Raw genomic sequence first — 25,974 nt, 5'->3', positions numbered from 1 at the left:
TATGACTTCTAATCTCAAGTATCTCCATTGGTATCATTGGGCTGTATTGGTAGGCTCTATAATTTTAACTGCAACAGCCTGGTATGTGTCCAAAACTCAATCGGAATTGAAAGTAAAACTTCAATTTGAGTTCCAAGCGAATCAGCTCGTTGATCTAGTAAAAGAGCGAATGTCGCATTACGAAGATGCATTGCACGCCGGGGTTGCAGCAATTCATTCCCAAAGTCACGGAATAGATTCGCTTGAGTGGAAGCGCTTTGCGACCACATTTAATATCGAGCAAAAGTACAAAGGCATCAATGGCATTGGCGTCATTTATTATGTTGAGCCATCACGCTTAAAACCCTTTTTGGAAGAAGAACGCCAGATACGGCCGGACTTTACTATCCATCCTAAACACAATAAGAACGAATACTGGCCAATCACCTATATTGAACCCGTCGCGGATAACTTAAAAGCGGTAGGATTAGACATGGCATTCGAGTCCAATCGTTATACTGCTGCCAAAAAAGCCAGGGATACGGGAATGACGCAAATCACTGCGCCTATCACTTTGGTACAAGACGCCAAGAAAACACCGGGTTTTCTTCAATATGTTCCCATTTATAAAGACAATCAAAGAGACACGCTGAAAGATCGGCAAGATAACTTTATCGGGCATGTTTACGCCCCTTTTATCATGCATAAACTGATCGAGGGCACTCTCAAGCAAACCAACCGGCAACTGATGTTCAGCCTGTATGACCAAGAGTTTGAACTGTTTAATGAACTGCTGCCATCCAATACCGACTATGACCCTAATCCTCTTTACGTAAAAGAATTGGAAATCGATATGTATGGCCGTCCTTGGCGATTTACCATTCAAAGTTCTCAATCCTTTAGAAAAGCATCTACCGACTATCAGTCGACCATGATTCTGGCGGGCGGCATCATTATTGATACCACCTTACTTCTGCTCTTTCTGGCACTTGCAAAATCTAACAGCCGGGCCATCTCGTTAGCAGAAGACATGACACAACAATTAAGAGACAGCGAAGAGTACTTTCGACACATCATTCAATATTCGCCATGTGCTCTGCTGTTAATGGACGCCAACGGAATCATTGAGCTAACCAACCCTGAAGCAGAGCGACTCTTTGGCTATAGCAAATCAGAGCTGGTCGGTAAAAACATCAATGAGTTAATCCCGAATTGTTATTCTGGAGACACAACCTCTTCCGATACATCACAGTACGAGGAAGACATCAAACTGTCTTGCTCCTATCGAGAAATCACAGGCATCACTCAATCAAACGTTGAACTGCCATTGCAAGTCAGCTTATCGAGTTTCACCAGCAACGATGGAGAAAAAGTGCTTACAACGATCGTTGATATTTCTGAAACGCAGAACATCATGGAAGAGCTGAAACGAAGCAACAAGGAACTGGACGACTTTGCATACGTAGCCTCCCATGACCTTAAAGCGCCTTTACGAGGCATCATTCAGCTATCATCCTGGATTGAGGAAGACGCCTGGAATGAAATCGGTGACGAAAGTAAACAGCACATCACATTACTGAAAGGCAGAACCAAACGACTGGAACGGTTATTAGACGATCTACTCGCCTATTCTCGAATCGGAAGAAGTGAAGGTAACACCGTCGAAGTTCATGTTTCCGATATGGTGAAAGAGATTTTCTCATTACTTAGCCCACCGGATGGATTCCAACTCTTTTGCGAAGAGCCCCTTCCTGTTTTCCAAACACTGCAACCGCCGTTTGAACAGATTTTCAGAAATCTCATCAGTAATGCCATTAAGCATCATGACCAAGACACTGGCTGCATTCGGATTTCATGCTCGGAAACCGCAACGGATTATGTTTTCACCGTTTCCGATGACGGTCCTGGGATTGACCAACAACATCATGAAAAAGTATTCGAAATATTCCAAACGCTCAAACCTAGAGATGAAGTTGAAGGCAGCGGCATGGGACTGGCTATCATTAAAAAAATTCTCGATTTTTATAAAGCAAACATCACCATTATCCCTCTAGAGGGTCGAGGAACTGCTTTTGTTTTCACATGGCCAAAGCAGATTGAAAAATCAGGATCATGAACAATACAACCTCTTTCCCCACCATCTTGCTGATTGATGACGATGATATTGAGGCAGAAGGCATACAACGGGCCTTTCGAAAATCATCCATTAAGAGTTCCATCTTTCGGGCCCGACATGGTATTGAAGCTCTGGAGTTACTTCGCAGTAGTAAGATCGAGCAGCCTTATATCATTCTGCTAGACATAAACATGCCAATGATGAATGGAATAGAGTTTTTAAAGGAAATACGTATGGACAAGCATCTAAGCACTAGCATTGTCTTCATACTAACAACCTCAAACAATCAAAATGATATTGCTTCAGCCTATCAAGAACAGGTTGCTGGTTATTTGGTTAAAAGCAAATTAGATAGTCAATTCACAAGCCTTATTGAGCTGCTGACGCATTACTCGAAAGTCATTGAATTTCCACCATCCAACACCAGTGGTACAAATAACGTATTTAAAGATAAGAAATAGAATAAACCACTAACTTTTAGGAGGCGTGGTTTTCGCGGAAGGTGGTATATCTTTCGCCAGCTCACGTGTGTTCAGTTCAGAAACATCATCAGAATGCGCCTGTTGGGGCTGAACTTGGGTTTGCTGAACTTCTTCCTGGTTTAAAAAGAGTTTGCAAAACACAGTCAAAGCTAATGCAAAAATAACGACACGAATCAAAGAAATAGCACCTTAAAATGCGAAATTGTATGGAAGCGCATTATACGTTGTATTGCAACGCTGTCTATTGATCTCTGTGGCCTTTACAAACTCTTTACAAGTTTTGAGAAATAGCTAACACCTGTTCACTAAAAAGGCCTCATAAAGAGACCTTATTGAAGAAACCTTGCTAGAGAGACAACTGACCGATTTACCAGATATCGTAATTTAGCTGTGCGGACAACTGATAAACCTTGTCATCGTCCAACTGATATCGCTGAACTTCTAGGCTACCTTTGAAGTTATCTGAAAAGTTATGGCCAATGCCTGCTCCTAATAACAAATCAGTACCTGAGCGACTTCTGGAAGCAATTTGGGCACCGTCCAAAACAGAGCTCTCATAGTCACTCTCCCAAAAGAACACACCTGCTCGCCCGTAAACAAAACCACGTTCAACAAACTGCCAGTTGTATCTAAGAGACGTTGCTATGCCATCCCCCGATTCAGGATAAACGTCAGCAACCGCTTCAGAGAAAGCCGATTCTTGTCCTGCCGCACTGCCTGAAAACTCTACATCCACTTCACCTAAATTCAGGTAAACCGCTTCAAAAGCAATATGCTCAGTAAGATTAAGGCCAAGACCTAGGCTCCACACATTACGGTCATTCTCTACTTCACTGGCTTCAGCGTTAAACCCTCTGTCTTCAAAGACGGCGTTAAGGTCTTCTCGGTTACCGTCTTCATTCCAGGCCCAACCAAAGGAACCCACGACATAAAAGTCTTCAACACCGAATAGTGGCGGCGCTTGATCGGCTTTCACCACGCTGACTTGAACCAGCCCTGCAAAAGCCAGAATCGCAACAGCGTATTTGATCGCGACCGATCGAGCTTTAGTGAGTACTCCCACTAAGCCCGTCAACAGTAACATCCAGATATTGAATGCCCCGCCACCACCTTTGGTTTCAAAATTATCAACTTGTCGAGACGTAGAAATCGCTCCCGGATCCACAATCACGCCATTCACCTCTCCATCGAAGTCATTCGGTCCACCATCTTCAATTGTTAACTGCAAACAGAAGTGTCCTTCAGTTAAACCAGCATTCCAGGCATCGCTTCCCGGTGGAGGACACACACCATTACCACCAGCCGCTGAAGAAAGCTGGTTATTGGCGGTCTCCACAAAGCTATGCCATTGTCCATCCGAACCAAACTTACGATAAATAGCATTCACAGGAATTGCTGTCTGCAAAGGAATAGCAATTGAAATCGATTCACCAGGGGTAAGACCTGACAGTTCGAAATCGTAAATACCACCTTCAATCTCAAACTCAGAATCACTTCCAAGGCCGTTGCCGCTGACATCATCCAACAAAATACCACCGGTTAAACCACCCGCTGACGTAACACCAAGCATACAGGTGATGCCCGTTTCACACTCTGCAAGGAAGCTGCTCTGATTAGATAACATCAACGGAATCACATTACTCTCCGGAATGCTGTCCAGATAATTCGGAATGCCATCAAACTCGTCATCACCAAATCCTTCCACATCATCCGCAGTACCATCAGCATCGGTATCAGCCGAAGTCAGCACAGGTAAGGTATCCACGACTTTTAATAATAAGGCCGCAGAGGCCATAGCCTGCGGAGCACCGGAATCAGTCACATCAACTCGTATGCGATGCACTCCATTGCTAATGGATTGAGGACTAAAGGTAAACGTTGAAGATTCAGCATCAAGATCGATGAGCCCTTGGGCAAACCATTGATATGAGTGGGTATCGTCTGCATTCACATCCACCACTGTGGCAGTTAGAACAACATTCCCATTATTCTTACCAATGAGCAACGCAGAACTGCCATTTTGCTCGATAGCTAAGGTCACTTGCGGCGCAACATTACGGTTGACGATAGTCACCGTTTGCTGATCAAAGACTCCAGTATTTACAGTAGATGCAGCCCATTCGATCACTATTGTTTCGTCGCTTTCTTCCAGACCATCGTCCACCACATCAAAGGTCACTGAGGCTTGGGTTTCGTCCTCTTCGAATGTCACGCGACCATCAACCAAGGTATGATCGGATGAATCAGCCGTACCACCCACCACAAAATCCAAGGTGTATGGATAACTCACTGCAGAACCATTGAGATAGACATTAAAGCCTGCCTGATTTCCTTCCGCAGCAAACTTATCACGCTCGAAATTCACTAGCGGATGAACACGAACCTCTTGGGTAAAACTCGTACTGTTGCCCTGTCCATCATCCGCCGTCCATTCAATTACATGAAGCCCTGGTTCGAAGTAATCGGACAGCCCTTCAGCCACTGCATCAATTGCATTCCCAAATTGATCCACCGCACTTGGAGGAACGACTTCGACTAAAGTCTGCAAACCAGTCGCATTCACTTCGATATCTTCAGGTGCGACGAATACAGGGAGACTCGAAACGGTACCAGCATCTACCGTAATAGTCGTGGAAGCACTGCCATCATTCGCTGTGATCTCAACTGAAATGTCGGTCATCGCTTCTGCTGCCGTCAAGGTGTAAGCCGCACTGGTTGCCCCGGAAATATCCACATCATTCGCTAACCACTGGTAACTAACCGTCACCTCACTGCCTTCATGGTCGTCTGTGTTCACATTAGAAACAGACAAGGTAGCGCCAAACTGTGGGGTTCCCGAAACAATCGGAGTACCAATAAACTCTGGCGCATCATTGACCTTGGAGGAAGTGGCTGTTGCCGCGGCACCTTCATTACCCACACTGTCGGTCAACACAAGAGAAGCGGTTAACGTGCCGTCGCTCAGGCCAGATAAATCAATATTCGACACTTGCATTGAGGCCGTACTGATTGTTCCTGAACTACTCACCTGAGCATCACCGACACTGCTTGAAATGATGACCTCATAGTCAGCCCCCACTTCAGCACCTGTAATCGAAATACTTGCAGACGCTTCATTGTCTTTAGTCCATTCTGTCTCATCAAACGCCACCTGATAGTTAGACGGCACCACACCATCGACCAGAACACCTGCGAGACTTTCAACACCGTTAAGCGTCGTCGAAGCCGAATTACCATTCACATCCAACATCGAGGCTGTACCCAAAGACAAGGCATTGAGTTCGATGCCGTCTGTATCCAAGTCAGTAGAAGCCACTGTGTAACTGAACACTATATCGGTAGTGCCACTGCCTGATTGGTAATCTGCGGACACCGAATTGGCCCCTATCGTGAGACTCAAACTTGGCGTGCCCGATACGATCACGACGTCATCAAAACTGACCGTTAATTCAAAGCTTTCACCCAACGCATAAGTCGCACTGCCAGGCGCTGCGACGGAACTAATCACCGGCGCAACGCCATCAATGTTAATGGATGCTGTGGAACCGATATTATTCAGTGTTAACGTCGCGGCATTACCGGCACTATCAAGAATGGAACCACCACCCGCAGACAACCCATTCACGGCAATACCGTTTTCATCGAGATCATCCGATACCACCGTATATTGGAACACCAAATTACTGCTGCCAGTCCCGCTCACATACTCAGCGATCTTGGCATCACTGCCGAGAGTCAGGCTTAACTCAGGCACACCCGATACAGAAACACTGTCATTAAAGTTCACAATGAAACTCAACACATCGCCCACTTTGTAAGTATCAGAAGTGGGGACTGAAACCGACAGCACCACGGGTATCTCGGCATCGACAAGCACCGCACTGGTATCAGCGACATTGTTTAAAGTCAGAGTGGCATCATTGCCTGCGGCATCCTGAATCGTGTCACTGTTCACGGTCAAACTACCTACCGCGATGCCGTTTTCATCAAGATCACCAGAGACAAGCGTGTATTCGAAGACTAAGGCAGAGGTGCCTGTACCACTGACATAGTTAGCGGTTTCTGCCGAAGTTCCCAAGGTAATCCCTAATTCAGGCGTTCCGGTAACATCAACGTTCTCATCAAAGTTCACCGTGAACGATAATGTATCTCCTAAAGCATAAGTAGCATTGGATGGAACCGAGACAGACGTAACGGAAGGCACCTGACCGTCCACCAAAACGGCAGCCGTGCTTGCTACGCTGTTTAATGTCAGACTCGCATCGTTTGAATTAGCGTCTTTCAAGGTGCCGGAATTTAACACCAGAGAATCCACACTGATGCCATCACTGTCCTGATCACCGGACGCTACGGTATAAGTGAATACCAATGCAGAAGAGCCAGAGCCACTGATATAAGACGCCGTTTCAGAGTTGGCCCCCAAGGTGAGATTGAGTAACGGCGTTCCTGTCACATCCACTGAGTCATCGAAGTTGACGGTGAAGCTTAAGGTTTCCCCCAGAATGTAAGTATCATTGGCCGGAACATTTACAGAGGTAATTTCAGGGACTACACCATCCACCAATACCGCTGAAGTATCAGCAACGTTATTCAATGTCAGCGTCGCATCATTTCCACTGACGTCTTCAATCAAACCGCCATTTTCATTAATGGAATCAATGCTAATGCCATCTGTATCCAATAAACCGGAAGTAATGGTGGTTTGGAAGATTAGAGTATTAGTGTTTGAACCTGACAGATAATCTGCATATACCGTTTGAGCGCCTATAGTCAGGGCCAGCTGTGGTGTATCGGTCACATACACCACATCATCAAACTGAACTTGTGCTTGCAGGGTATTATTGAGGATATAGGTACCGTTGGTGGGTGCCGAAACCGAAGACACTACCGGAGTCACGGTATCTTTAGTGACCGTATCCGTCACCGTCGAGCCCGCGTTTCCGGCAGAATCCGTCAAGGTTAACGAGAATAATAGTTCGCCATCGTCTATGCCAGAAACATCAATCCCCGAGATCACTTGTTCACTGTCTGATACAGTACCAGAAACAGCGGTAGAACCTGCGCCACCGCCATTGTGAGTCACCGAGAGATTATAGGTTGTTCCCACTTCAGCCCCGGAGAAACTGAATCGCGCATTCAATTCATTCTCCGTATTGATATAAGCCTGATCTATTCCAAAGCCATACCCGCTGGGCGACGTGGCATCAATCACAGCCCCGCGTGTATCGTTATTGTTGAGCGTTAAATCAGCGTCATTCGCATTGGAATCTCGTACTGTTCCACCATTGACGTCGAAAGAAGTAACTTCAATACCGTCCAGGTCTTCGTCTCCGCCCGCAACAGTGTAATCAAACACTAAGGTATCTGCAGAGCTACTTCCGACATCATAGGTCGCTGTTTTGGCTGTACCGCCGACATCAATATCCAGGAACGGGCTACCAACTACGGTTACGTCCTTGGTGAAAGCAACACTTATGGAGATGGTATCCCCTGAAGAGTAATTGCCACCCGTTGTGGTAATAGACTCAATTTCAGGACTAATGGCAACAATATCAATCCCCGATAAAGGATCTAAACCGTCTAATGAAAATACATAAGAGAAAGTAACAAAGTTATATGTAACGTCAGCACCATTATCCTGATAATTTGTAAGCTCAATCAGATTTGAAGCACTGTGATAATTACCTGCCTGAATGGTGTATTCATATCGCAGTGCTGAACCATTTTTGCCCGTATAAGAAGCTGTCACCGTGCCTGAATCTAAAATGACATCAACCGTTGGGATGGCGGTATTAACTGTGTTTATCCAATTACCGTTCTGAGACGTAATATCAACGATTAACTGATCTCCAACATCCAGTGGCCCATTACTGGAAAGAACGCTTAATAAGACATTATCAGCAGAATCAGTAGAGACAAGCACCTGAGTTGTGACCCCGACATTATTGAGCGTAAGATCAAAGGCAACGCCTAAGGTGTTTTCAATCGAACCACCATTTAACGCCAATGAGTTTATTTCAATGCCGTCATTATCCGATTCTGCTCCCGTTAAAAGGTAGGAGAACACTAACGAGGTAGTGGTTGAATCATCGCTTTGATACTCGGCGTCATAGCTGGTGCCACCAATATCAATAGACAGGGTTGGCTCACCCGAAATCACGGCTGCTTGATTAAGGTTGACTGTGAACCACAAGGTACTCGCACTCCCATAGGTTGCGTTACTTGGCACATCGACACTGGCCACCGCAGGAGAGAGCGTTGATTTGGTGACAACATCAGAAACCACCTTGCCCTGGTTACTATTGATATCGGTTAAGCTCAAAGCAAACAGTAAATCACCGTCATTTAAACCTGACACATTAATACCGGTGAGCTGTTGGTTAGCCGAGGTTACAGTTCCCGTTGCGGTAACTTCACCAGATTTACTGTCTTCTGATGAAACAGTTAAATCATAAGTGGCACCCACTTCCGCACCACTCATCGTAAGACTCACAGCGGCTTCATTTGAAGTATCAATAAGCGCCTGATCTACGGTAAAGCTATAACCAGAAGGCGCCCCACCATCAACCAGCACAGAGGAAGTATCAGCAACACCCACCAAATCCAGGTCTGCATCCAGGCTGTTTGCATTTCGAATCGTGGCACTTTGAGCCCTTAAACTTAGGACTTCAATCCCGTCAGTATCGTTATCAGCCACTTCAACCGTATATTGGAACACCAGATCTGAGGAACCAGAACCGCTGGTATATGACGCGAGAGTAGATGCACCACCGATATCGAATACCAGTGAAGGCACACCACTGACAGTGACTGTTTCATCAAAACTCACGGTGAACACTAAGGTTTCGCCAAAACCATAAGTCGCCGCACTCGGAACAGACACAGAAGTGACTTTGGTACCGCCATCAATATAAATTTCAGAGGTATCGCCCACAGACATCAACTCTGCATCTAATGAATTACCATCAGCATCCTTGATAGTGCCATTATTGAGGCTCAGCCCTTCAATGGTAATACCGTCAGTATCATCAACACCGGTCACAACTTGATAAGTAAATACCAGTTGTGTTGATCCCGTTCCACTAACATAGGACGCAGCAACGGTTTCACCACCGATATTAAGTAGCAATTGGGGTTTGCCATTTACATTAACCAACTCATCGAAATTGACCTTAAAGGTTAAGGTATCACCCGTCACATAGGTGGTCGCGGTCGGAACAGTGATCGACGTAATGGCCGGAACGCTGCCATCCAAAATAACACCCGATAGATCCGCAATATTATTCAGTACTAAATCAGAAAATTTAACATCAGCATCGATTATAAATGAGCTTGGTACTAATCTGGTGACATCCAAACCACTAGAGAAATCACCTTGTTGCACTGTGTATTGAAAGACCAACGCAGTAGTGCCAGTGCCTGACTGATAGGTCGCTACCAGCTCTTCACCGTTCGAAGTTTCGAAATACAACTTGCTGTTGGCATTTGCATTTGAAATGGTCACATTCTCGTTATAGTTCACCGTAAAGGTTAATACGTCATTAACGGTATAAGTGCCCGCAGAAGGCCCAGAGACACTATCAATAATTGGCGCACCAATGGGCCCGACTTTAATCGCGGGATACGTCGTAAAAGTGTTGTCAGAAATCATCAAAGAATGATCTGTATAAGACAGATCGTGATCACTGGTAAAGTTGCTGGCTGAAAGAGAGCCGCCATTGAAGGTGAACGAATCCAACGAGATTCCATCGTTATCCAAATCGCCGGATTGAACGGTGTAAATAAACTTCAGAGCATCATCAAACACTTCACCAGACAAGGTGTAAGGTGTTGCGCCTACCGTAATGTTTAATTCTGGCGTTCCCTGTAACGCTAAGCCATCGGTTCTGCGCCAGCGTAAATAGATCTCGACCTCATCGCCTTCATCATAAGAGGAATTTACTGGTGGAGACTCAATGGACACATCATTACCGTGATCCACCAGCACCATAGATAAGTCTGGAACGCCGTTTAGCGTTAAATCGGCATCCTGAGCTGAGGCATTTTTAATAGTCGATGGACTACTGTTTGTACCAAAATCGGATAGTTCAATATGGCTTAATTCAATGCCATCAAAGTCAAAATCGGCAGAGGTGAGCGTTCCCGTAAACGTTAATACCGTCGTTCCTGTGCCACCCGTATATAAGGCTTCAAAAGAGCCTGAATCTAAGCTCAATTCAAGCCAAATATTATCCAAACCGGCATTTGACGTAGCACGGGTTACCGTAACATTTTCATCAAAGGTGACGTCAAAGGTTAAAGTATCCCCTGCCTCATAGGTACCATCGGCAGGCACGGTACTGACACTGACCACAGAAGCTGCGTTTACAGTAAGGGATAACAAAAAGTACAAGGGAAATAGAATGAGCTGAAAGGCCGAACATCTGACCTTATTCATCGATCCTATTGATGTTGGATCAGTCTTCACGAGATCGCTCCTTCCGCGCTTGCGGAGAAATACAGAATGCATGCTTTAGCTTTCATAGCTGTTTTCTCAAACATTACTTTTGAAGCAAAAGCTGTTTAATTTCTGCTAACTCCTCTCGAAGCTCTGCAATCTCTTTGTCTTTCTGTTTTACCTGTTTAGATAGTTCCTGAATCGACGCCAGCGCAACACCACCTAAATCAACCGTGGCAATTTTATCCGATACACCACCATTTAGCCCAAACGCAGCCTGAAACTCCTCGGCAATCGGACCTATGTGCTGAATACTTTCGCCATTGGCTTTATAAAACCACTTAGGCATGGATAACTGAGAAACCGTTTCCAACACCTCCGCCGTATCGACGTATTCCACAATTTGTTTGATATGAATGCTCGAAGGAATCGTACCAATACAATCTGCTACTCCTCCCGCGTTAGAACATATCTGACCTTCGGAACTTACATTGCCACTCGAATCGATGACTAATGAATCCGTCGCTGCCCCTGCTGCAACTTTGAAAGGCAATTTACTGCTGTTGGTGGCATCACGAAGGAAGAAGTTGGATTCATTCCCTCCAAGATCCCAAGATTGGGAACTAAAGCCTGAAGAGGTATCTTGCTCAAGTCGAAGTGCTGGGCTATCCCCAGCCACCAGATGCATATCCATCAAGGGGGACGATGTACCAAAACCAACTTTGTCAGAGCTATCAATATAGACAGAATAATCCCCCGCGCCGGCTTCAACCATAAACGGTATTGTGCTGGCATCTAGATCTTCAATGGCAAACATGCTCTGTCCGCCATTGCTTGTTTCGTTCGCGACTAACTGCCAATCGGTTGTAGGAAACGACGATGTAGTACTGGTGTCCCGAAAACGAATACGGATGTTGTTCTCTTTCAATCGAAGGGTATCAAACCCAAAGCTTTCACCGTTCACACAATCCGTTCCGACACACTGGCTACCATCCACAATATGGTCATCCAGAATAACGGTGTCCGCAGACAAATAAGGTGAAGCCAGGAAAAGTGCAGCAAGGCTTGTTGTTTTGATTACTTTGGCAGTCATTTCTTCGTCTCCAATATTTTTTTAACAGTTGCATCCGTGGCCATCAGGCGCATTACTGCCGTTTTATTATTCTTTCGCGTTCGTTATTTCTAAGACTTTTTGATTTCTTATATGAAAGTTGCCTGACTCCAATATACCCAAACCTTGTTTCTTAGGCTTTACACTGGCATTACGACCATTGTTTAAGGAGGACTTGTAACGATCCACTTTAGCCTCGACTTTCATTGGGCCGAACACGTCGTAACGATAAGCTCCATCAGGTAAAACAGAATCGGTCTTGTAGGTTAAAGAATTGTTGGTTAAAGATTGTATCTCAATCAGATAGCCATCTGGGCCATGAATCTTGATAAAAGAGTATTTCTGAGGCAATTGCTTAAATGACAGGTTTTTACTGGTACCTTCAACCGTTGCAGCAGACAAGGATAACGGGAGGAAGAGTGTGCTTAAAATCAGAACCAGCAAACGCTGAAACACAAGAGTCATAACTTAATGTCCTTAATAATATTTTCCATCCAACTAAGAATAGTTGGGAACGGGAGTATTATGGAAACTTTGTTATGACCGTATCAAGAATTAATCGAAGGTATACGTGAAAGTTTTACCGTTATTGCAACGGATGTACACTTTTTTACCCTTCTTGGTGTATTCATCCAAACCGTCGTGTTTACGGCAGGCAACAGAGAAGTTGGTTAGACCTGAACCGACTTCACCAAAGCTAGCACTACCTGTTGGGTCAGAACATCCACTTACAACCCAACCAAGAAACAACACTAAAAGACCACGAACCCACATATCAAATAACTCTCAAACCTTTTACTTAGTTAGCATAGCAACTAACTACTATAACAACTAAGCCCTTATGTTGATAAGTCAGAACATTCCATAGATATATTATCTATATATTAAACATATAAAATATTTTACTTATACAACTAACCACGACATTCTGAAATTTATCTTAACCAGTAAAAGGACATAATAATGAAGCACCTACTTGCCCTCGCCCTACTGACGATACATTTAACTTCTTGGGCACAAGAGATTAGCTTCAGCACTATCATTACCGGCCATAGCCGCGGTGCCTTAGAAAGTACCGTTGTGGAAAATGGAAGTTGGTTTAATATCCGCCAACCCGTTCATCAAGCAATCTACATCAAGCATCCCAAAGGTGACCTTCTATTTGATACTGGGCTGGGTAACGTCACTGAAGCCGCGTTAGAAGAACAAGGCTGGTTGGACAGACAACTCTTTTCGGTCGTTAACGTGAAAAGCGTTAAACAACAATTAGAAGAGCAAGACATGCCACTTAATAGGATCACAGGCATTATCCCTTCACATCTTCATTGGGATCACACAGGAGGCCTACCGGACTTACGCGGTATACCTGTATGGGCACAACGATCAGGCATTGATTATGCACTCAATGAAGGGGAAGAACCCGGCTTCCTGAAAGCGCATCTGGTGAATGGCATTCTGTGGCGCCCCATCGAATTAGACGACTCTCGTTATATGGGTTTCGAACGCTCACTGGATATCTACCAGGATGGCAGCTTGGTGCTCGTCGGCTTGGAAGGCCATACACCAGGCCAATTGGGTTTGTTTATCAATCTCAATGAGCAAGCACGTTATTTCTTTATTGGAGATACCACCTGGACGCTCACTGGCGTGGCTGAGAATTTGCCTCGTCCAGGCATCACCCAATGGTTGTTGAACATTGATTACGACCTTGAAAAGAACAATCGCCAAATCAAGAAAATTCATGATCTTAAACAACAGTACCCAGATTTGGTAATCGTGCCGGCCCATGACCAGTTTGTCGCTAAGCAGCTGCCTCATTTTCCAGAATTCACAGGAAACGAATGAATGGATTTACGCTCACTAAGATATTTCGTAAAAGCGGTGGAGTTGGGTTCCATTACAGCAGCAGCGGAAGCATGCCATGTTGCTCAGCCCTCGATCACTCATGCCATCGCACAGCTCGAACAAGAGTTCGAAACCACCTTTCTGATTCGCAGCCGTAAAGGGGTTACCCCCACCGAAAAAGGCACTGACTTCTATACAAAAGCCAAGGCGCTGTTGGAACACGCCCAGTTTATTAAGCGGGAACTCACCAAAGAACAAAGTGAATCGGAGCCACTGTTTGTCAGCCCGTCCATCAACGCTCAAGCATTGACCGAAAGCATGCGAAACCTCAAAGAAGGCTACGCAGATATACAGTGGAAGCTCACACCAGAGCAAGATAAAGCTCGATACTGGCTCAGCAATGAACAAGAACTCAATAATGAACAGATCACCAGTGGATCATGGAGTCCTCTGCTGACAGAAGAATACGCACTGCTGGTCCCAGAAGGACATGAAATTTTATGGTTAAAGGAACATCAGCAAGACATAACCATAGAGCGCTTGCTAGCTTACAACTGGATCGAACGCGCACACTGCCCCTTCAAAAAGGAATTCGATAAGTTACTGCATCAAATGAATCTATATGATCAGATCAATATTCAAGCCACGGTGAACAACGACGACTGGGCGCTAAGCTTGGTAGCCTCAGGCTACGGCATCACTATAGCCCCGGTTAGTCCGAATTCCCTGAACACATCCATTCACATCATTCCATTATCTGAAATCCAAGGCGCTCCGGTCTTAACACGTACCATTGGGCTATTCAAAATGAATTAATCCATGATTAATGGCATTAATATCAAATAGCATTAATACCGAATGCCATTAAGCGTCTCAAAATGAACGGTACACAGACTATGAGTGTCCTAATTCATCCTTCAATTATCCCCCTCTTGAAAAGATGACCTATCATGAGGTGTTTAGCCGCCTTTATTTAACTAAGCTATTGTTTTATTTAAGAATTCATGGCAAGTTGTGCAAGCCTAACACAAAAGTACTATTACAACTCTGCCCGAATGGCCTAACAATGTACGGAAACTTTCCGAAAGCGACAGATCGAAAGATCTATCGCCCCCTGCTGCCCGAAAATCATGGCTACCGCATCAGTCTTTTATTTGCTGATCAAAAAATTCAAGCAAAACTCAATAACTTTACGAGTTTTGGTTTTAGCCTAAACGTACCCAGAGAATATGATGAGCTCTGTTTCCCTGGCCAAATAACCATCCTCAGCTTCAGCCCTTCTGTTTCACAAAACTACAGCATCAAAGCCCAAATTGTCGAAATGGATCGAGAGGAAGAAGCGCTCCGCCTGTCAGTACGAGTCATCAGTGATGGCTTCGTTCAAGAACCCGTTTACGAAGCGATACAACTGAGTGAAAACCATTTGCTTTCCGGCTTGATTACTCATCCTTTCTTTTACAAAACCAGTAGTTTTTTTGAAGTCAGAGAAATCAGCCGAGAGAAACTGGTCGTTGAAGGCATTCAGCCGGATTTCACCTTATTCGAAGACATGGAAATTTCCTTTACCTTAGGAATGTTCCAACCTTCCCGCCCGATTAAGGGGTTAGTGTCCCAGGTTACACTTCAGCCAAATGGGAAAGTTCAGTGTGCTATCAAGCTCACTAAAAACTTACCTAAGGTTCTGATCGACCAACTCAATAAGTTCCTGATGCAATACACCTCGGCATCACCCGAACAAATTCGAAAAGCAGGTTTCAAAGTACTGACAGTGAAAGAATTTATTCACTATCGTTTTGCAGAAACACAAGCCGATTACGAAGCGGTGCTAAGAACACGCCGCTTTGCTTACTCTGGCGTACAAAAAGTGGATTCCGAAGCCGACTTAGAACGGGTTTCTTACTTCTTTGATGATTACAGCCACATCCTCATGGTGATGCATAACGAGGAAATCATTGGCAGCGCGACGATGATCGTCGGCGATGGTGATAAAGCGCCGTTTGAAATTCAAACTTTCTTCGATGAAGACAACCCGGTAGAACTGCCTCCGGCGGATAAGACCATTGAAGTTGCAGCGCTTTGTTTGCACCCAGAATATCGTGATACTGATATCCTTCACGGGATTTTTGAACAGATTTATATGCTGACTATGATGCTTAATAAAGACTACATCATTGCCAGTTCGGATAAGTTCCTCATCAAACTGTATAAATCCATTGGTTTCAAATTGACGCCCTTCTCTTTTGTGCAACCAAAATACAATAATCTGCACATGTCCGTTCTGGTCATTAACCGCAAAGCAGCACAATCGGCGATCGGTGTAAAAAAACTGATTTGGTGGCCACTGTGGGGAGTCATCAATAAATACCTTAGAGAACGTCGGATCATTAAATTTAACGGCTATCTGAAGTTAAAATCTGCGATATTAAGATTGGGCTTTAAAACCCTCTACTTCCTCAAATACCGTCGACGCTGGAATGACTAATTCTCTACCAATCTGACAAAGCAGTTAGGTTGTTAGAAAAGGCGAATTGATCACTTAAAACAGGGGCTTTTTAGACTAAGATTACTAGGAAACCTACTCGTCAAATACGAGAAGCGAAATGCGTTTAAGTTCCAATAATTTACAGTTCTTTAAGTCGTTTTTTCTCTCCTGTACGTTAATCTCATTTGTCAGCGTAAGTCAGGCAACAGAACCCTGTACGCTGACACTTGTTTACAAAGCTAAAGGTAAGCCAGGTTACATGGCGAAGGCTCCAAGTAATGAAGGTCTCTATCAAGCTTTGTATCAGGAAGTAGCAACCAACATTGGTTGTCGTCTTTCCATAGAACGCGCCCCCAAACAACGTACCTTATATTCACTTGAGCACGGAACTGCCGATCTATACCCCAGCACAGGGTTTGATGAACATCGTTCTAAATATCTCTTCTACATTCCCAACGGTCTTTATCGGCTTGAACCTTACCTAGGCCTTACGCCCAGTAATGTCCCTGAACTGAAGAAGATTTCTGACATCACTCAATATGGCTTGTCCTGGATTTTTGAAGCGGGTGACACAACTCAACAAGTCGCAGAAGCATTACAAGTTCCAAATGAGCCTATTGTCGACTTAACCACAGATCGAGCCGTCAAAATGCTCAGTAGAGGCAGACAAGTCTTCTATCGGATGATTCAGCAGGATTACTTTAAATACCTCAAAGCCAACAATTTGAGGGATCTCAGACACTTAAACATTGCTACGCACTTATCTTGCTGTGAACCAAAATCTCATATTCTTTACACAGGTTTTTCCCGCACTTCGTCTTATTACGCCGAAGAACCTAACCCTGAATTTAATCCTCACCAAGAAATAACGGCAGAAAACTACCCTTATCGTATCGCCAACCACAGCATTGCCTATAAAGTCGCAGCAGAGATTCAAAATCTAAAGGATTCAGGCCGAGTGAACACGCTTTATCAAAATTTCATTATCAAACAAGGCCACACACCTTGAACAACTGATGGAGAACGCTATGAGATCAACCCTGAAACTCATTGTCTTCTACGATGCACTGTGCCCATCCTGTGTAAAAGACCAAGAAAACTATCAGCGCTGGGCTGGCGACCATGCAAAGAACATTGTCTGGCAAGACGCAACCAGCCATGAGGCTCTGTTAAAACAATATGGGGTTTCTTTGGATGAAGCCCTGCTGGAGCTTCATGTCTTTGACGAAACAAAGCAGATAATGCACAAAGAAATTGATGCCTATATTCAGCTTCTCGCACCTATCCCAAAACTGAAAATATTCGCCATCCTCATAAATCTTCCCGTGATTCGCCCAACCCTCTCCTTTCTCTATCGTCGTTGGGTAAAGCGTCGCTTATTAAAGCAAGGACGAGTCTGCAAAATCCCCAAATAACCATGACCTCCTTCGCCCCCGACACTTTGAATATTTGATACAGAATCAAATGCTTGGAGCGCCCAAATACCAAGTACTTCCTAGCATTGTTTCATAAAACAAAACAAACCAAATGGTCAAAGTTCTACATATCACTCATCTTTCTCCCACACACCATACTCACTTACTCTTATCTCACTATCAATTATCTCCTTCTATATTTTTAACCAATTAAATACGTTTCTTGGATCCTCAGTAGGCCAACATGACTCTTTCACTTCCCTCATCGCTAAACAATCTACCTGTTGCAGTTAAACTTTCGATGTTTACTGTCATGCTGGGTATCCCGATCACCATTCTGTTGATATTTCTGATTAATTCAGAAAATTACCGAATTAAGTTTTCTGAAAAAGAAATGGTCGGCAATGCTTACATTGTATATACCTACCCTTTGCAAGAAAGTTTTGCGAAACACAGAGGCATGATGGCCGCCTATTTAAATGGGGATAAGAGCTTTGATAGTAAAATCACTCAAATCGAAAAACAGGCGAACCAACAGCTATTGGAACTGACGGCGATCGCAGAAGAGACAGAACAAACCATTCCAACCAAACAGAAGCTGGACGAAATCAAAAGTCACTGGTCCAAGCTTGATGGTCAAAGAAGCCTACCACCTGTCACATCGTTCAAAGAGCACACCGCTTTGATCGCCAAAGTCCTGGAGCTGATTACCTATGTAGCAGATCATTCTAACCTGACGCTGGACCCTGATTTAGATACCTTCTATTTGATGGATCTAACGACGAATACCCTGCCCAACCTGATGGAAATTTTGGGAAGAACACGCGGATTGGCCTCAGGAATCGCTACGTCTCAAACACTCTCCATGGATGAAATGCTGATCTTAAGTGTTAACTTGGACAAAATAGAAACCCTAGTGAAAAAAGCGGAAAGCTCTCTAAAAACCAGTATCGATAATTCCGTCCACCCAACCATCAGCAATGAGTTAACACCTAAATATCAATCCCTCATAAGCCAAATAGATCACTTCATTGCGTTGGTTCAAACCGAACTCTTGAGCAATCCAAAAGCTATTTCAGTCGCTGGTAGAGACATATTTCAATCGGGCACCACAGCGATTGTTGCAACCAAGCAGTTACTGGATTCGAGCACACCCATGCTCAGTGAATTGATTCAAACCAGAATTGATAACGTTACCAGCAGCCTCTACAGAGACCTAGGCATCGTGGCTTCTATCTGTGTCATTTCATTGCTGTTTGTTCACATGATCACTAAGAACATCAAACTTCAAACTCAACATATTCTTAAATCAATTTCAGCGGTGACCCAGGAACGCAAGCTCACAGAGACCTCTAAAGTCTTAAGCAAAGATGAGCTAGGCATCATCGCTGAAAACTTCAATCAAATGCTGGTGACATTCAAAGGCATCGTCGATCAAATCAACTCATCCAGTATGGAGCTTGCCGCCGTTGCCGAGCAAACAGCAACTACATCCGAGCAAAGCACCGTCAGCTTGACCGAACAACAGCATGAGACTTCTCAACTGGCGACGGCCATTCACGAAATGGCAACCACCGCCGAGGAAGTAGCTAACAGCACGGTGAGAGCCTCCGAAGCCGCGGGCAATGTTGACTCTCAAGCCAACGAAGGCAATTCGTTGGTGAATGAAGCCGTGTATTCCATTGAAACACTCAATCAAGAAGTGCTAAGAGTCGAAGACGTTCTTACCAAGCTAAAAGCCAGCAGTGAAAACATTACCGGTGTCCTTGATGTGATCAAGAGTGTTGCGGAACAAACGAACTTGCTGGCACTCAATGCCGCGATTGAAGCCGCACGAGCAGGCGAACAAGGCCGAGGCTTTTCAGTGGTTGCAGACGAAGTTCGGGCTCTGGCACAACGCACTTATGAATCGGTGGGAGAAATTGAAAGCATTCTGATGACCTTCCAAAATCATTCAGAAGAAGCGTATTCCGCAATTGGGGCTTCTAAAGTACAGGTCCAAGAATCCAATGATAAAGTGAAAGCCGTTGAAAAAGCATTGGTTCAAATCGGCATTGCAATCAGTACCATTCGAGATATGAACCACCAGATTGCCTGCGCCTCGGAAGAATACACCTCAGTTAACCAAGAGATTAATCGAAACGTCATTCGTATCGACGAGATGTCTCAAGAAACAGTAACCGGCGCCAGTGAAATTTCCGACGCCAGTAAGAAACAAGCCACCTTGGTACACGAGCTGAAAACCCTGGCCTGTTCGTTTTCTGTGTAGAAGCTCTGTCTGTAAAGGAACACTGTCTGTATAAAAACACCAAAGCCATGAGTCTCCCCGTTTGGGGAGGCTTTTGCGCATTACTCATGTAGCGCATTAGTCATCCATCACTTCGATGATGAATTCGTTATCTGCATCGTAACCACGATCCCATAAGAACATCGCGTTTTTCCAACTGCCACTTGGCCATACAGTCACGTAGTACCAAAACGAACCACCAAAATCACCTAGCACTACACGATCACCATGTTGGATACAACCGTCTGTGGTTGGCGCAACTTTCCTCACATACAGTTTCTCTGAAGGTGAGGTTGCCGCATAGTAGCCATAATCACCATCACCACCGCGCCAGTAGTTCATATATCGACCGTTATGCTTTGACTTGAGTTTGATATAAGTGCCAGGCCAGCCGTTTATCGCCCCGTAGTTATTCGTGGTCAGGCAGTAGGTATCGGTGTAATTCAGCCCCCAGCCTTCAATTTCAAAGTCAGTTTTCCAACTAGACTCCGTCTGATCAGCCAACAACCAACCATCCGACTCGTTAGTCAATGCCACATAATTACCACTGCTTACCGACTTCAAGCGTACGCGTTTGTAACGTTCTGTTCTTGGCGATAAATCAGGGGCATCAGATACACCTGCCGCATAACCTGCGACTGGAAAGTGATCTGAAAACTCATCGCTTTCATAGTGATAGAAATCCGGGATATTAGCCGTATCTTGCCACGTGTTATTTGCGCCACTGGAAGGCACTAACGTTGCATTTCCCCACCCTGGAATCTGTAAGTGATTTTGCTCTAATAATACATAATCCAAATGCTCCGGCTGATCCCCAGGATATTGCTTAGCAGCCAAGTCATTCATTGCCGGGTTCCAGCTTTCAGTTTCATTGTGATAAGCAGGCTCTGTAGTGTTAAGCGTCGCTAACATGGATTGATATTCTGGCCCACCGCGCTTGATATTTAAGTCGCCAGCAATAATCACAGGCTCGTTTGAAGGAATAGCTTTTGATTCGATAAAAGTGCTGATCTTTTTCAATTGAGCAGCACGCACCTCCGCACCTTTTGGCTCACCACCGCAGTTACTGGACTCGGATTGTGTATGCGTACCAATCACATGCACTCGTTCGTTATTGCGATTGATTTTGGCATAAACAAACCCTTTATTGTCGAGCGAATCGTCACCACAAGAGAGCTCATACATCACCTGTATTTGCTCTTCGATCGGCCACTGGCTGACAATAGCAACGCCACCATTCTTCTTCACCGGGTTGATATCGCCAATACTTTGATCCCACTGATGATTGTTTAAACCACTGCCAATAATCGGCGTCTGATAAGGATAATCAGCATAAAGCCCATCCAGTACGATGTTGGCAGGGCCACTGCCATCAAAGGCTACTTCAAACAGCTCGTTAAGTACCACTACATCATAGCCACGGATATACGCCGCTTGTTTAATGAGTGCCGCACGCTGGGCATTGCCTGGCCCTTCCCCTAATCCCCAACCAAATACCGGGAAAAACACATTATGCGTTAGCACTTTGAGATCGGCGTAATCCGCCTTCACAAGAGTGGGAAGAAGTAAGAGAAACAAAAGACAGCTTCTTATTATTATCATTATTTTTACCTGCTTAGTTTTTATCTGCTTAGTTTTTATCTGCTTAGTTTTTATCTGCTTGCGTTATAAAGTTTGAATCATGAAAATCATGAAAATCATGAAAATCATGAAGAGTATGCTTATAAACCAAAGTATTTTGACCATTCAATGACGCACAGATGAAGGCTTCACCTTCCGTCGCCAGAGGCTACGTTGGAAAGACAAATCAGACCGTATCTGCAAAGGCTGATCTTAAAGTCATATATTTTGAGTTACACCTCCCAATCTCAGGAAATTTCACGACCATCTAAAAACCCTCTTTTAGTTTTGGTCTAGACTATTTATGAAGTGCTTTTTAAGAAGTGCTTCTTAACTTCCGACTCAGACCAACCAGGGCTACCCAATGCTTACAGGGCTTTGTAAACCATGGGAAATTGCCGTACTCACACTTGCCATCTTAGGAATCGTGGATCGAGCCCTAGGAGATGATCTTTACTCGTCTGATGAAGACTATTTTGCCAACGACTTCTCTACAAATGACTTCTTAGCCAGTGACGAGACCGATGATTTTGAGGCTCTGCTAGAGTTACCCATCGAGGAATTGATGGAGGTTGAAGTCACAGGCTCTACCATGACCTCCAAGTCCATTGTCACCGCCCCCTCTTCGGTTACCGTCTTTAATCAGCAACGCATTAAAGAATTAGGCGTTGATAAGCTTCATGAATTGGCCAATTACGTGCCTGGTTTTCAGTCTTATTTAAGTTCGGGGTGGAGCCATAATCATTCGATATCCGTGCGGGGTCGACGCATCTCGTCAGCACTCACCGATGTTCTGCTGTTGATTGATGGTCATCGTATCAATAACGCCAGAACTGGCGGCGCATCCTCCGCTGTGCCAACCTTCCCTTTGTCACAAGTTGAACGGGTGGAATTCATCCGGGGTCCTGGAGCCTCCATTTATGGTTCGAATGCGATGATAGGCGTTATCAACATCATCACTCGTAAGAACGCTAACCAAGCGACTCTTGCCTATGGTACTCATAATCGAAAAACAGCGGATCTCCTAGTCAATGATGACTTAGGCTCAATTGAGGTTAGTCTGGTGGCGCACCATGATTCAGATAACGGCGAAACCTATGATGTGATTTCAAATAACACCCAAAGCATTGTTGAGTTGAGAGACAAACGAGAGTTCAGCGACATTATTTTTAACCTCGCATGGCAACAAACCGAAGTTAACCTGCAGTACTACGAGAACGCGTCGAAAGGGTATTTTCTAGAAGGATCGACACCGGACAAAGACAATCGACGGGAGAGCAATCTTTTCTCCGCAAGGCTAAACCAAGGCTTTGACTGGTTATCCGTTGATTCAAATGTCAGCCTTGAATATCAACTCAGCCATCTTACGCTACATGGTCAAGTGCAGGAGCAAGGGACGTTCAATTTATTAAGCGATCCACCCAGTGATGCGCCTTTAATGACGGATGTAAACTTTGACGACATTGAAGGGTATCGCGTCTTCTGGCTCAATAACTGGCCACTTTCCGACCGTCAAAGCTTTCAGTTTGGCACCGAATATCGTTTTCAAAAGGTAAGAAAGACCTACGCTAAAAGTAACTTTGACATCGCCGCGTTAGCCGAACAAAGCTTTCCAATAGCGTCCTCCGATACCATGTCGATTCCAACCCTTGTGCAAGAAGCAACAACGAGGGACATCTGGGGCCTGTTTGGGCAATATCAGCACGACATCACTCACGCCACCCAACTCACGCTTGGCTTGCGATATGACCGATACGCCAGCATTGGTTCAGAAGTCAGTCCTCGTGCCAGTTTGGTCCACAGCTTCAACAACCACCATTCGATCAAATTGACTTACGGTCGCGCCTTCAGAGCACCAGCTGAAAATGAACTCTTCCTGGTGAATAACCCGGTGATTGTGGGCAACCCCGATTTAAAACCAGAAACCGTCTCAACCTGGGAAGCAGTATGGCTTGCACAATGGCAACAGACCTTTATCAGCCTGGGCTACTTTGAGAATCACTTTACAGATTCCATTCTTCTGGCACCGTCAGACACAGGAAAGCTGGTGTTTGATAATGTCCGTTTAAAAGACAGCCGGGGTATGGAATTGGAACTGCACCACCACTTCAACGCTCGCTGGTCTTCTCGACTGACTGCTATGCACTTATTCAATAATGCTCAAGAATCCTTTAAAGAAGCGGATACCGTCGGTTCAATCAGCATTAACTACCACCAACCGAATTGGCAGGCTAATCTATCGTCGGTTTATCAGGGAGCACGAGAAACCGTAATAAGCAATTCAGATCGAATTAAGCTGAACGATTACTGGCTATTGAATGGAAAACTGGCTTATCAATGGACAAGCGAATGGTCGACAAATCTACAAATTAAAAATCTGCTCGATAAATCCTATGACACCCCAAACAACAATGCGCCTATGAACAATCCCGTCCCCAATCGAGGACGAGAGTTCCTAGCCAGTGTCAGTTATCAGTTTTAAGCGCTTTTCAGAGGTTTATGGACCACCTAAGCAAGCTCGTTATTAAAGTCTTCAATGGCCTTTTTCGCCTGTGCCAGTTCATCAAGACTGATGGAAGAGCTCGGCAGGGTAGGAATCAAAACGCTTGCCCCAGCAAAAGGCTGCACAGATTGCTCAGTTAAGGTTTCAAGCACAGCACGCGCGGCATCGGGGTCATTACACACCAAGAGCAAATTACAGCCGGCGTCGATGGCCGCCAAGGCACGACCACCAGCAGTAGGTTCTGCTTTCACCGCACCTTGCATGCTCAGGTCATCACTAAAAATGATGCCCTTGAAACCAAGCCCCGCTCTTAGTTCTTGTTGTAACCAACGAGCTGAAAATCCTGCGGGACGTTCCGAGTCCACCTGATCGTAAATCACATGCGCAGGCATGATGCCGTGCAAACCAGACTCAATCAGCAAACGGAATGGAAACACATCTTTATTCAGGATCTCATCATAACTGCGAGCATCATGGGGCAGCTCATGATGAGAATCGCAATCCACATGCCCATGACCTGGAAAGTGCTTACCCACCCCCGCCATACCAGCATGCTCAATACCATTCAATAAACACACGGAAAGATCAGCCACCACGTCCGGACGATCTGAAAACGAGCGATCACCAATCACTTCATTTAAGCCAAGATCCAGATCCAACACCGGCGCATAGCTTAAATCAACTCCACACAATCTCAGCTCTGCTGCCATCACAAACCCTGCAAGTTCGGCAATACGCATGGCAAATCGTTGATGGTCATGATACAAACGGCCAATCGCTCCCATGGCAGGAATCTTGGTAAACCCATCACGAAAACGCTGCACTCGACCGCCTTCATGATCCACAGAAATAAATAACTTAGGATTGATGGATTTAATTTCAGAACACAACGATTGCAGCTGTTCTTTTGATTGATAATTACGAGTAAAGAGAATAACTCCCGCCGTGAGAGGATGCGTTAACAGCTCAACTTCATCCTCTGCTACGGTAACCCCTTTAAGATCTAAAACAACTGACGCTTCCATAACTTCTTCTCTTTTGCCTTGCGCTTAACTCACTACTCTTAACTCACTAATATTGTCGCTATCAGCTTATTCCACAATCTCGACCGGAATCCCCACGGGCACCAGATCAAATAAATCAATAACGTCTTTATTTCGCATACGAACACAACCATGAGACAACGCCACACCCATAGGTTCAGAGTCCGGCGTGCCGTGGATATAAATATAACGTCTCATGGAGTCTTTCGAACCGAGCCGGTTCTTCCCTGGCTCACACCCGGACAACCATAAGATTCGGGATAAGATCCAATCTCTCTCAGGGAAGGCTTCCGCTAAATCGGAGGTATAGACTTCGCCCGTAGCTCTGCGACCAACAAACACCGCATTGATCGGCTGGCCATCCCCTATTTTCGCGCGAATTATGTGCTTGCCGCGCGGAGTTTGGCCCGACCCATTGTTTTCACCGGCACCATTCTTGGCGGTTGATATGCTATAGGATCGCAATACCTGCCCTTCTTCGATCAAGTCTAGGCGTTGATCCTTAATAGAAATGTGAATCATGTTTCCTATCACAAACGTGCTTCCTTTTCTGACTCGCTTCCATCCTACGTGAAAGCGCCCCTATATTATAGGTAGCTTAATTTGAAGAAAGGGCTTTAATGTATCTTTAAAAAGAAACTCATCAGTAAATAG

17 protein-coding genes are annotated in these 25,974 nt (G+C 44.9%); 9 read left to right on the top strand and 8 right to left on the bottom strand.

Features of this window, described 5'->3' with window-relative positions; all coding sequences use genetic code 11:
- The first annotated feature begins 1 nt into the window (after window position 1).
- On the top strand, window positions 2–2,095 hold the full coding sequence (locus tag ACFOEK_RS09580; RefSeq protein WP_386719733.1) for a CHASE domain-containing protein: 2,094 nt from the start codon (window positions 2–4) through the stop codon (window positions 2,093–2,095).
- The gene (locus ACFOEK_RS09575) at window positions 2,092–2,556 is read left to right on the top strand and encodes a response regulator (RefSeq protein ID WP_386719730.1); all 465 of its coding nucleotides are present in this window, start codon (window positions 2,092–2,094) and stop codon (window positions 2,554–2,556) included. The genes ACFOEK_RS09580 and ACFOEK_RS09575 overlap by 4 nt, the downstream gene beginning before the upstream one ends.
- Window positions 2,557–2,565: 9 nt before the next feature.
- Here the strand turns inward: ACFOEK_RS09575 and ACFOEK_RS09570 are convergent, their stop codons facing one another.
- The 5 genes from ACFOEK_RS09570 to ACFOEK_RS09550 all read right to left on the bottom strand — a co-directional run bounded on the left by ACFOEK_RS09570 (window position 2,566) and on the right by ACFOEK_RS09550 (window position 12,899).
- Window positions 2,566–2,754 (bottom strand): hypothetical protein, encoded by a 189-nt coding sequence (locus tag ACFOEK_RS09570; protein ID WP_386719727.1) that lies wholly within the window; start codon window positions 2,752–2,754, stop codon window positions 2,566–2,568.
- Between the two features lie 190 nt (window positions 2,755–2,944).
- Window positions 2,945–11,014, bottom strand: coding sequence for a hypothetical protein (locus tag ACFOEK_RS09565; RefSeq protein ID WP_386719724.1), 8,070 nt, complete (start codon window positions 11,012–11,014; stop codon window positions 2,945–2,947).
- 103 nt (window positions 11,015–11,117) lie between these two features.
- On the bottom strand, window positions 11,118–12,107 hold the full coding sequence (locus ACFOEK_RS09560) for a tail fiber domain-containing protein (protein ID WP_386719721.1): 990 nt from the start codon (window positions 12,105–12,107) through the stop codon (window positions 11,118–11,120).
- Between the two features lie 66 nt (window positions 12,108–12,173).
- On the bottom strand, window positions 12,174–12,590 hold the full coding sequence (locus ACFOEK_RS09555) for a hypothetical protein (protein WP_386719718.1): 417 nt from the start codon (window positions 12,588–12,590) through the stop codon (window positions 12,174–12,176).
- A 90-nt stretch (window positions 12,591–12,680) separates the two neighbouring features.
- A complete protein-coding gene (locus ACFOEK_RS09550; protein ID WP_386719715.1) occupies window positions 12,681–12,899 on the bottom strand; it encodes a hypothetical protein in 219 nt (72 codons plus the stop codon).
- A gap of 189 nt (window positions 12,900–13,088) precedes the next feature.
- Here ACFOEK_RS09550 and ACFOEK_RS09545 point away from each other — a divergent pair, with 189 nt between their 5' ends.
- The 6 genes from ACFOEK_RS09545 (at window position 13,089) to ACFOEK_RS09520 (ending at window position 20,136) form a co-directional block, all read left to right on the top strand.
- Window positions 13,089–13,970 carry an MBL fold metallo-hydrolase gene (locus ACFOEK_RS09545; protein ID WP_386719712.1) on the top strand — a complete coding sequence of 294 codons (882 nt, stop codon included), beginning with the start codon at window positions 13,089–13,091 and terminating at the stop codon, window positions 13,968–13,970.
- Window positions 13,971–14,786, top strand: coding sequence for a LysR family transcriptional regulator (locus ACFOEK_RS09540; RefSeq protein WP_386719710.1), 816 nt, complete (start codon window positions 13,971–13,973; stop codon window positions 14,784–14,786).
- Between the two features lie 250 nt (window positions 14,787–15,036).
- On the top strand, window positions 15,037–16,452 hold the full coding sequence (locus tag ACFOEK_RS09535; protein WP_386719707.1) for an N-acyl amino acid synthase FeeM domain-containing protein: 1,416 nt from the start codon (window positions 15,037–15,039) through the stop codon (window positions 16,450–16,452).
- 259 nt (window positions 16,453–16,711) lie between these two features.
- Window positions 16,712–17,461 (top strand): hypothetical protein, encoded by a 750-nt coding sequence (locus ACFOEK_RS09530; RefSeq protein ID WP_386719704.1) that lies wholly within the window; start codon window positions 16,712–16,714, stop codon window positions 17,459–17,461.
- A gap of 19 nt (window positions 17,462–17,480) precedes the next feature.
- Window positions 17,481–17,867, top strand: coding sequence for a thiol-disulfide oxidoreductase DCC family protein (locus tag ACFOEK_RS09525; protein WP_386719701.1), 387 nt, complete (start codon window positions 17,481–17,483; stop codon window positions 17,865–17,867).
- A gap of 244 nt (window positions 17,868–18,111) precedes the next feature.
- A complete protein-coding gene (locus ACFOEK_RS09520; protein ID WP_386719698.1) occupies window positions 18,112–20,136 on the top strand; it encodes a methyl-accepting chemotaxis protein in 2,025 nt (674 codons plus the stop codon).
- A 96-nt stretch (window positions 20,137–20,232) separates the two neighbouring features.
- Here the strand turns inward: ACFOEK_RS09520 and sph are convergent, their stop codons facing one another.
- A complete protein-coding gene (gene sph, locus ACFOEK_RS09515) occupies window positions 20,233–21,732 on the bottom strand; it encodes a sphingomyelin phosphodiesterase (RefSeq protein ID WP_386719695.1) in 1,500 nt (499 codons plus the stop codon).
- A gap of 406 nt (window positions 21,733–22,138) precedes the next feature.
- On the opposite strand from sph, the gene ACFOEK_RS09510 reads away from it, so the two are divergent.
- A complete protein-coding gene (locus ACFOEK_RS09510; protein ID WP_386719692.1) occupies window positions 22,139–24,256 on the top strand; it encodes a TonB-dependent receptor plug domain-containing protein in 2,118 nt (705 codons plus the stop codon).
- Between the two features lie 26 nt (window positions 24,257–24,282).
- On the opposite strand, the gene nagZ is transcribed toward ACFOEK_RS09510, so the two are convergent.
- On the bottom strand, window positions 24,283–25,302 hold the full coding sequence (gene nagZ / locus ACFOEK_RS09505) for a beta-N-acetylhexosaminidase (RefSeq protein ID WP_386719689.1): 1,020 nt from the start codon (window positions 25,300–25,302) through the stop codon (window positions 24,283–24,285).
- A gap of 66 nt (window positions 25,303–25,368) precedes the next feature.
- Complete coding sequence (locus tag ACFOEK_RS09500) at window positions 25,369–25,842, bottom strand: L,D-transpeptidase family protein (protein WP_386719686.1); 474 nt, start codon at window positions 25,840–25,842, stop codon at window positions 25,369–25,371.
- Window positions 25,843–25,974: the final 132 nt, after the last annotated feature.

This window comes from Litoribrevibacter euphylliae (assembly GCF_042646085.1).
In the GTDB taxonomy this organism is placed as follows: Bacteria; Pseudomonadota; Gammaproteobacteria; order Pseudomonadales; family Litoribrevibacteraceae; genus Litoribrevibacter; species Litoribrevibacter euphylliae.
Note: the sequence above shows the minus strand (reverse complement) of the source record. Positions and strands in the feature narration are given on the sequence as shown.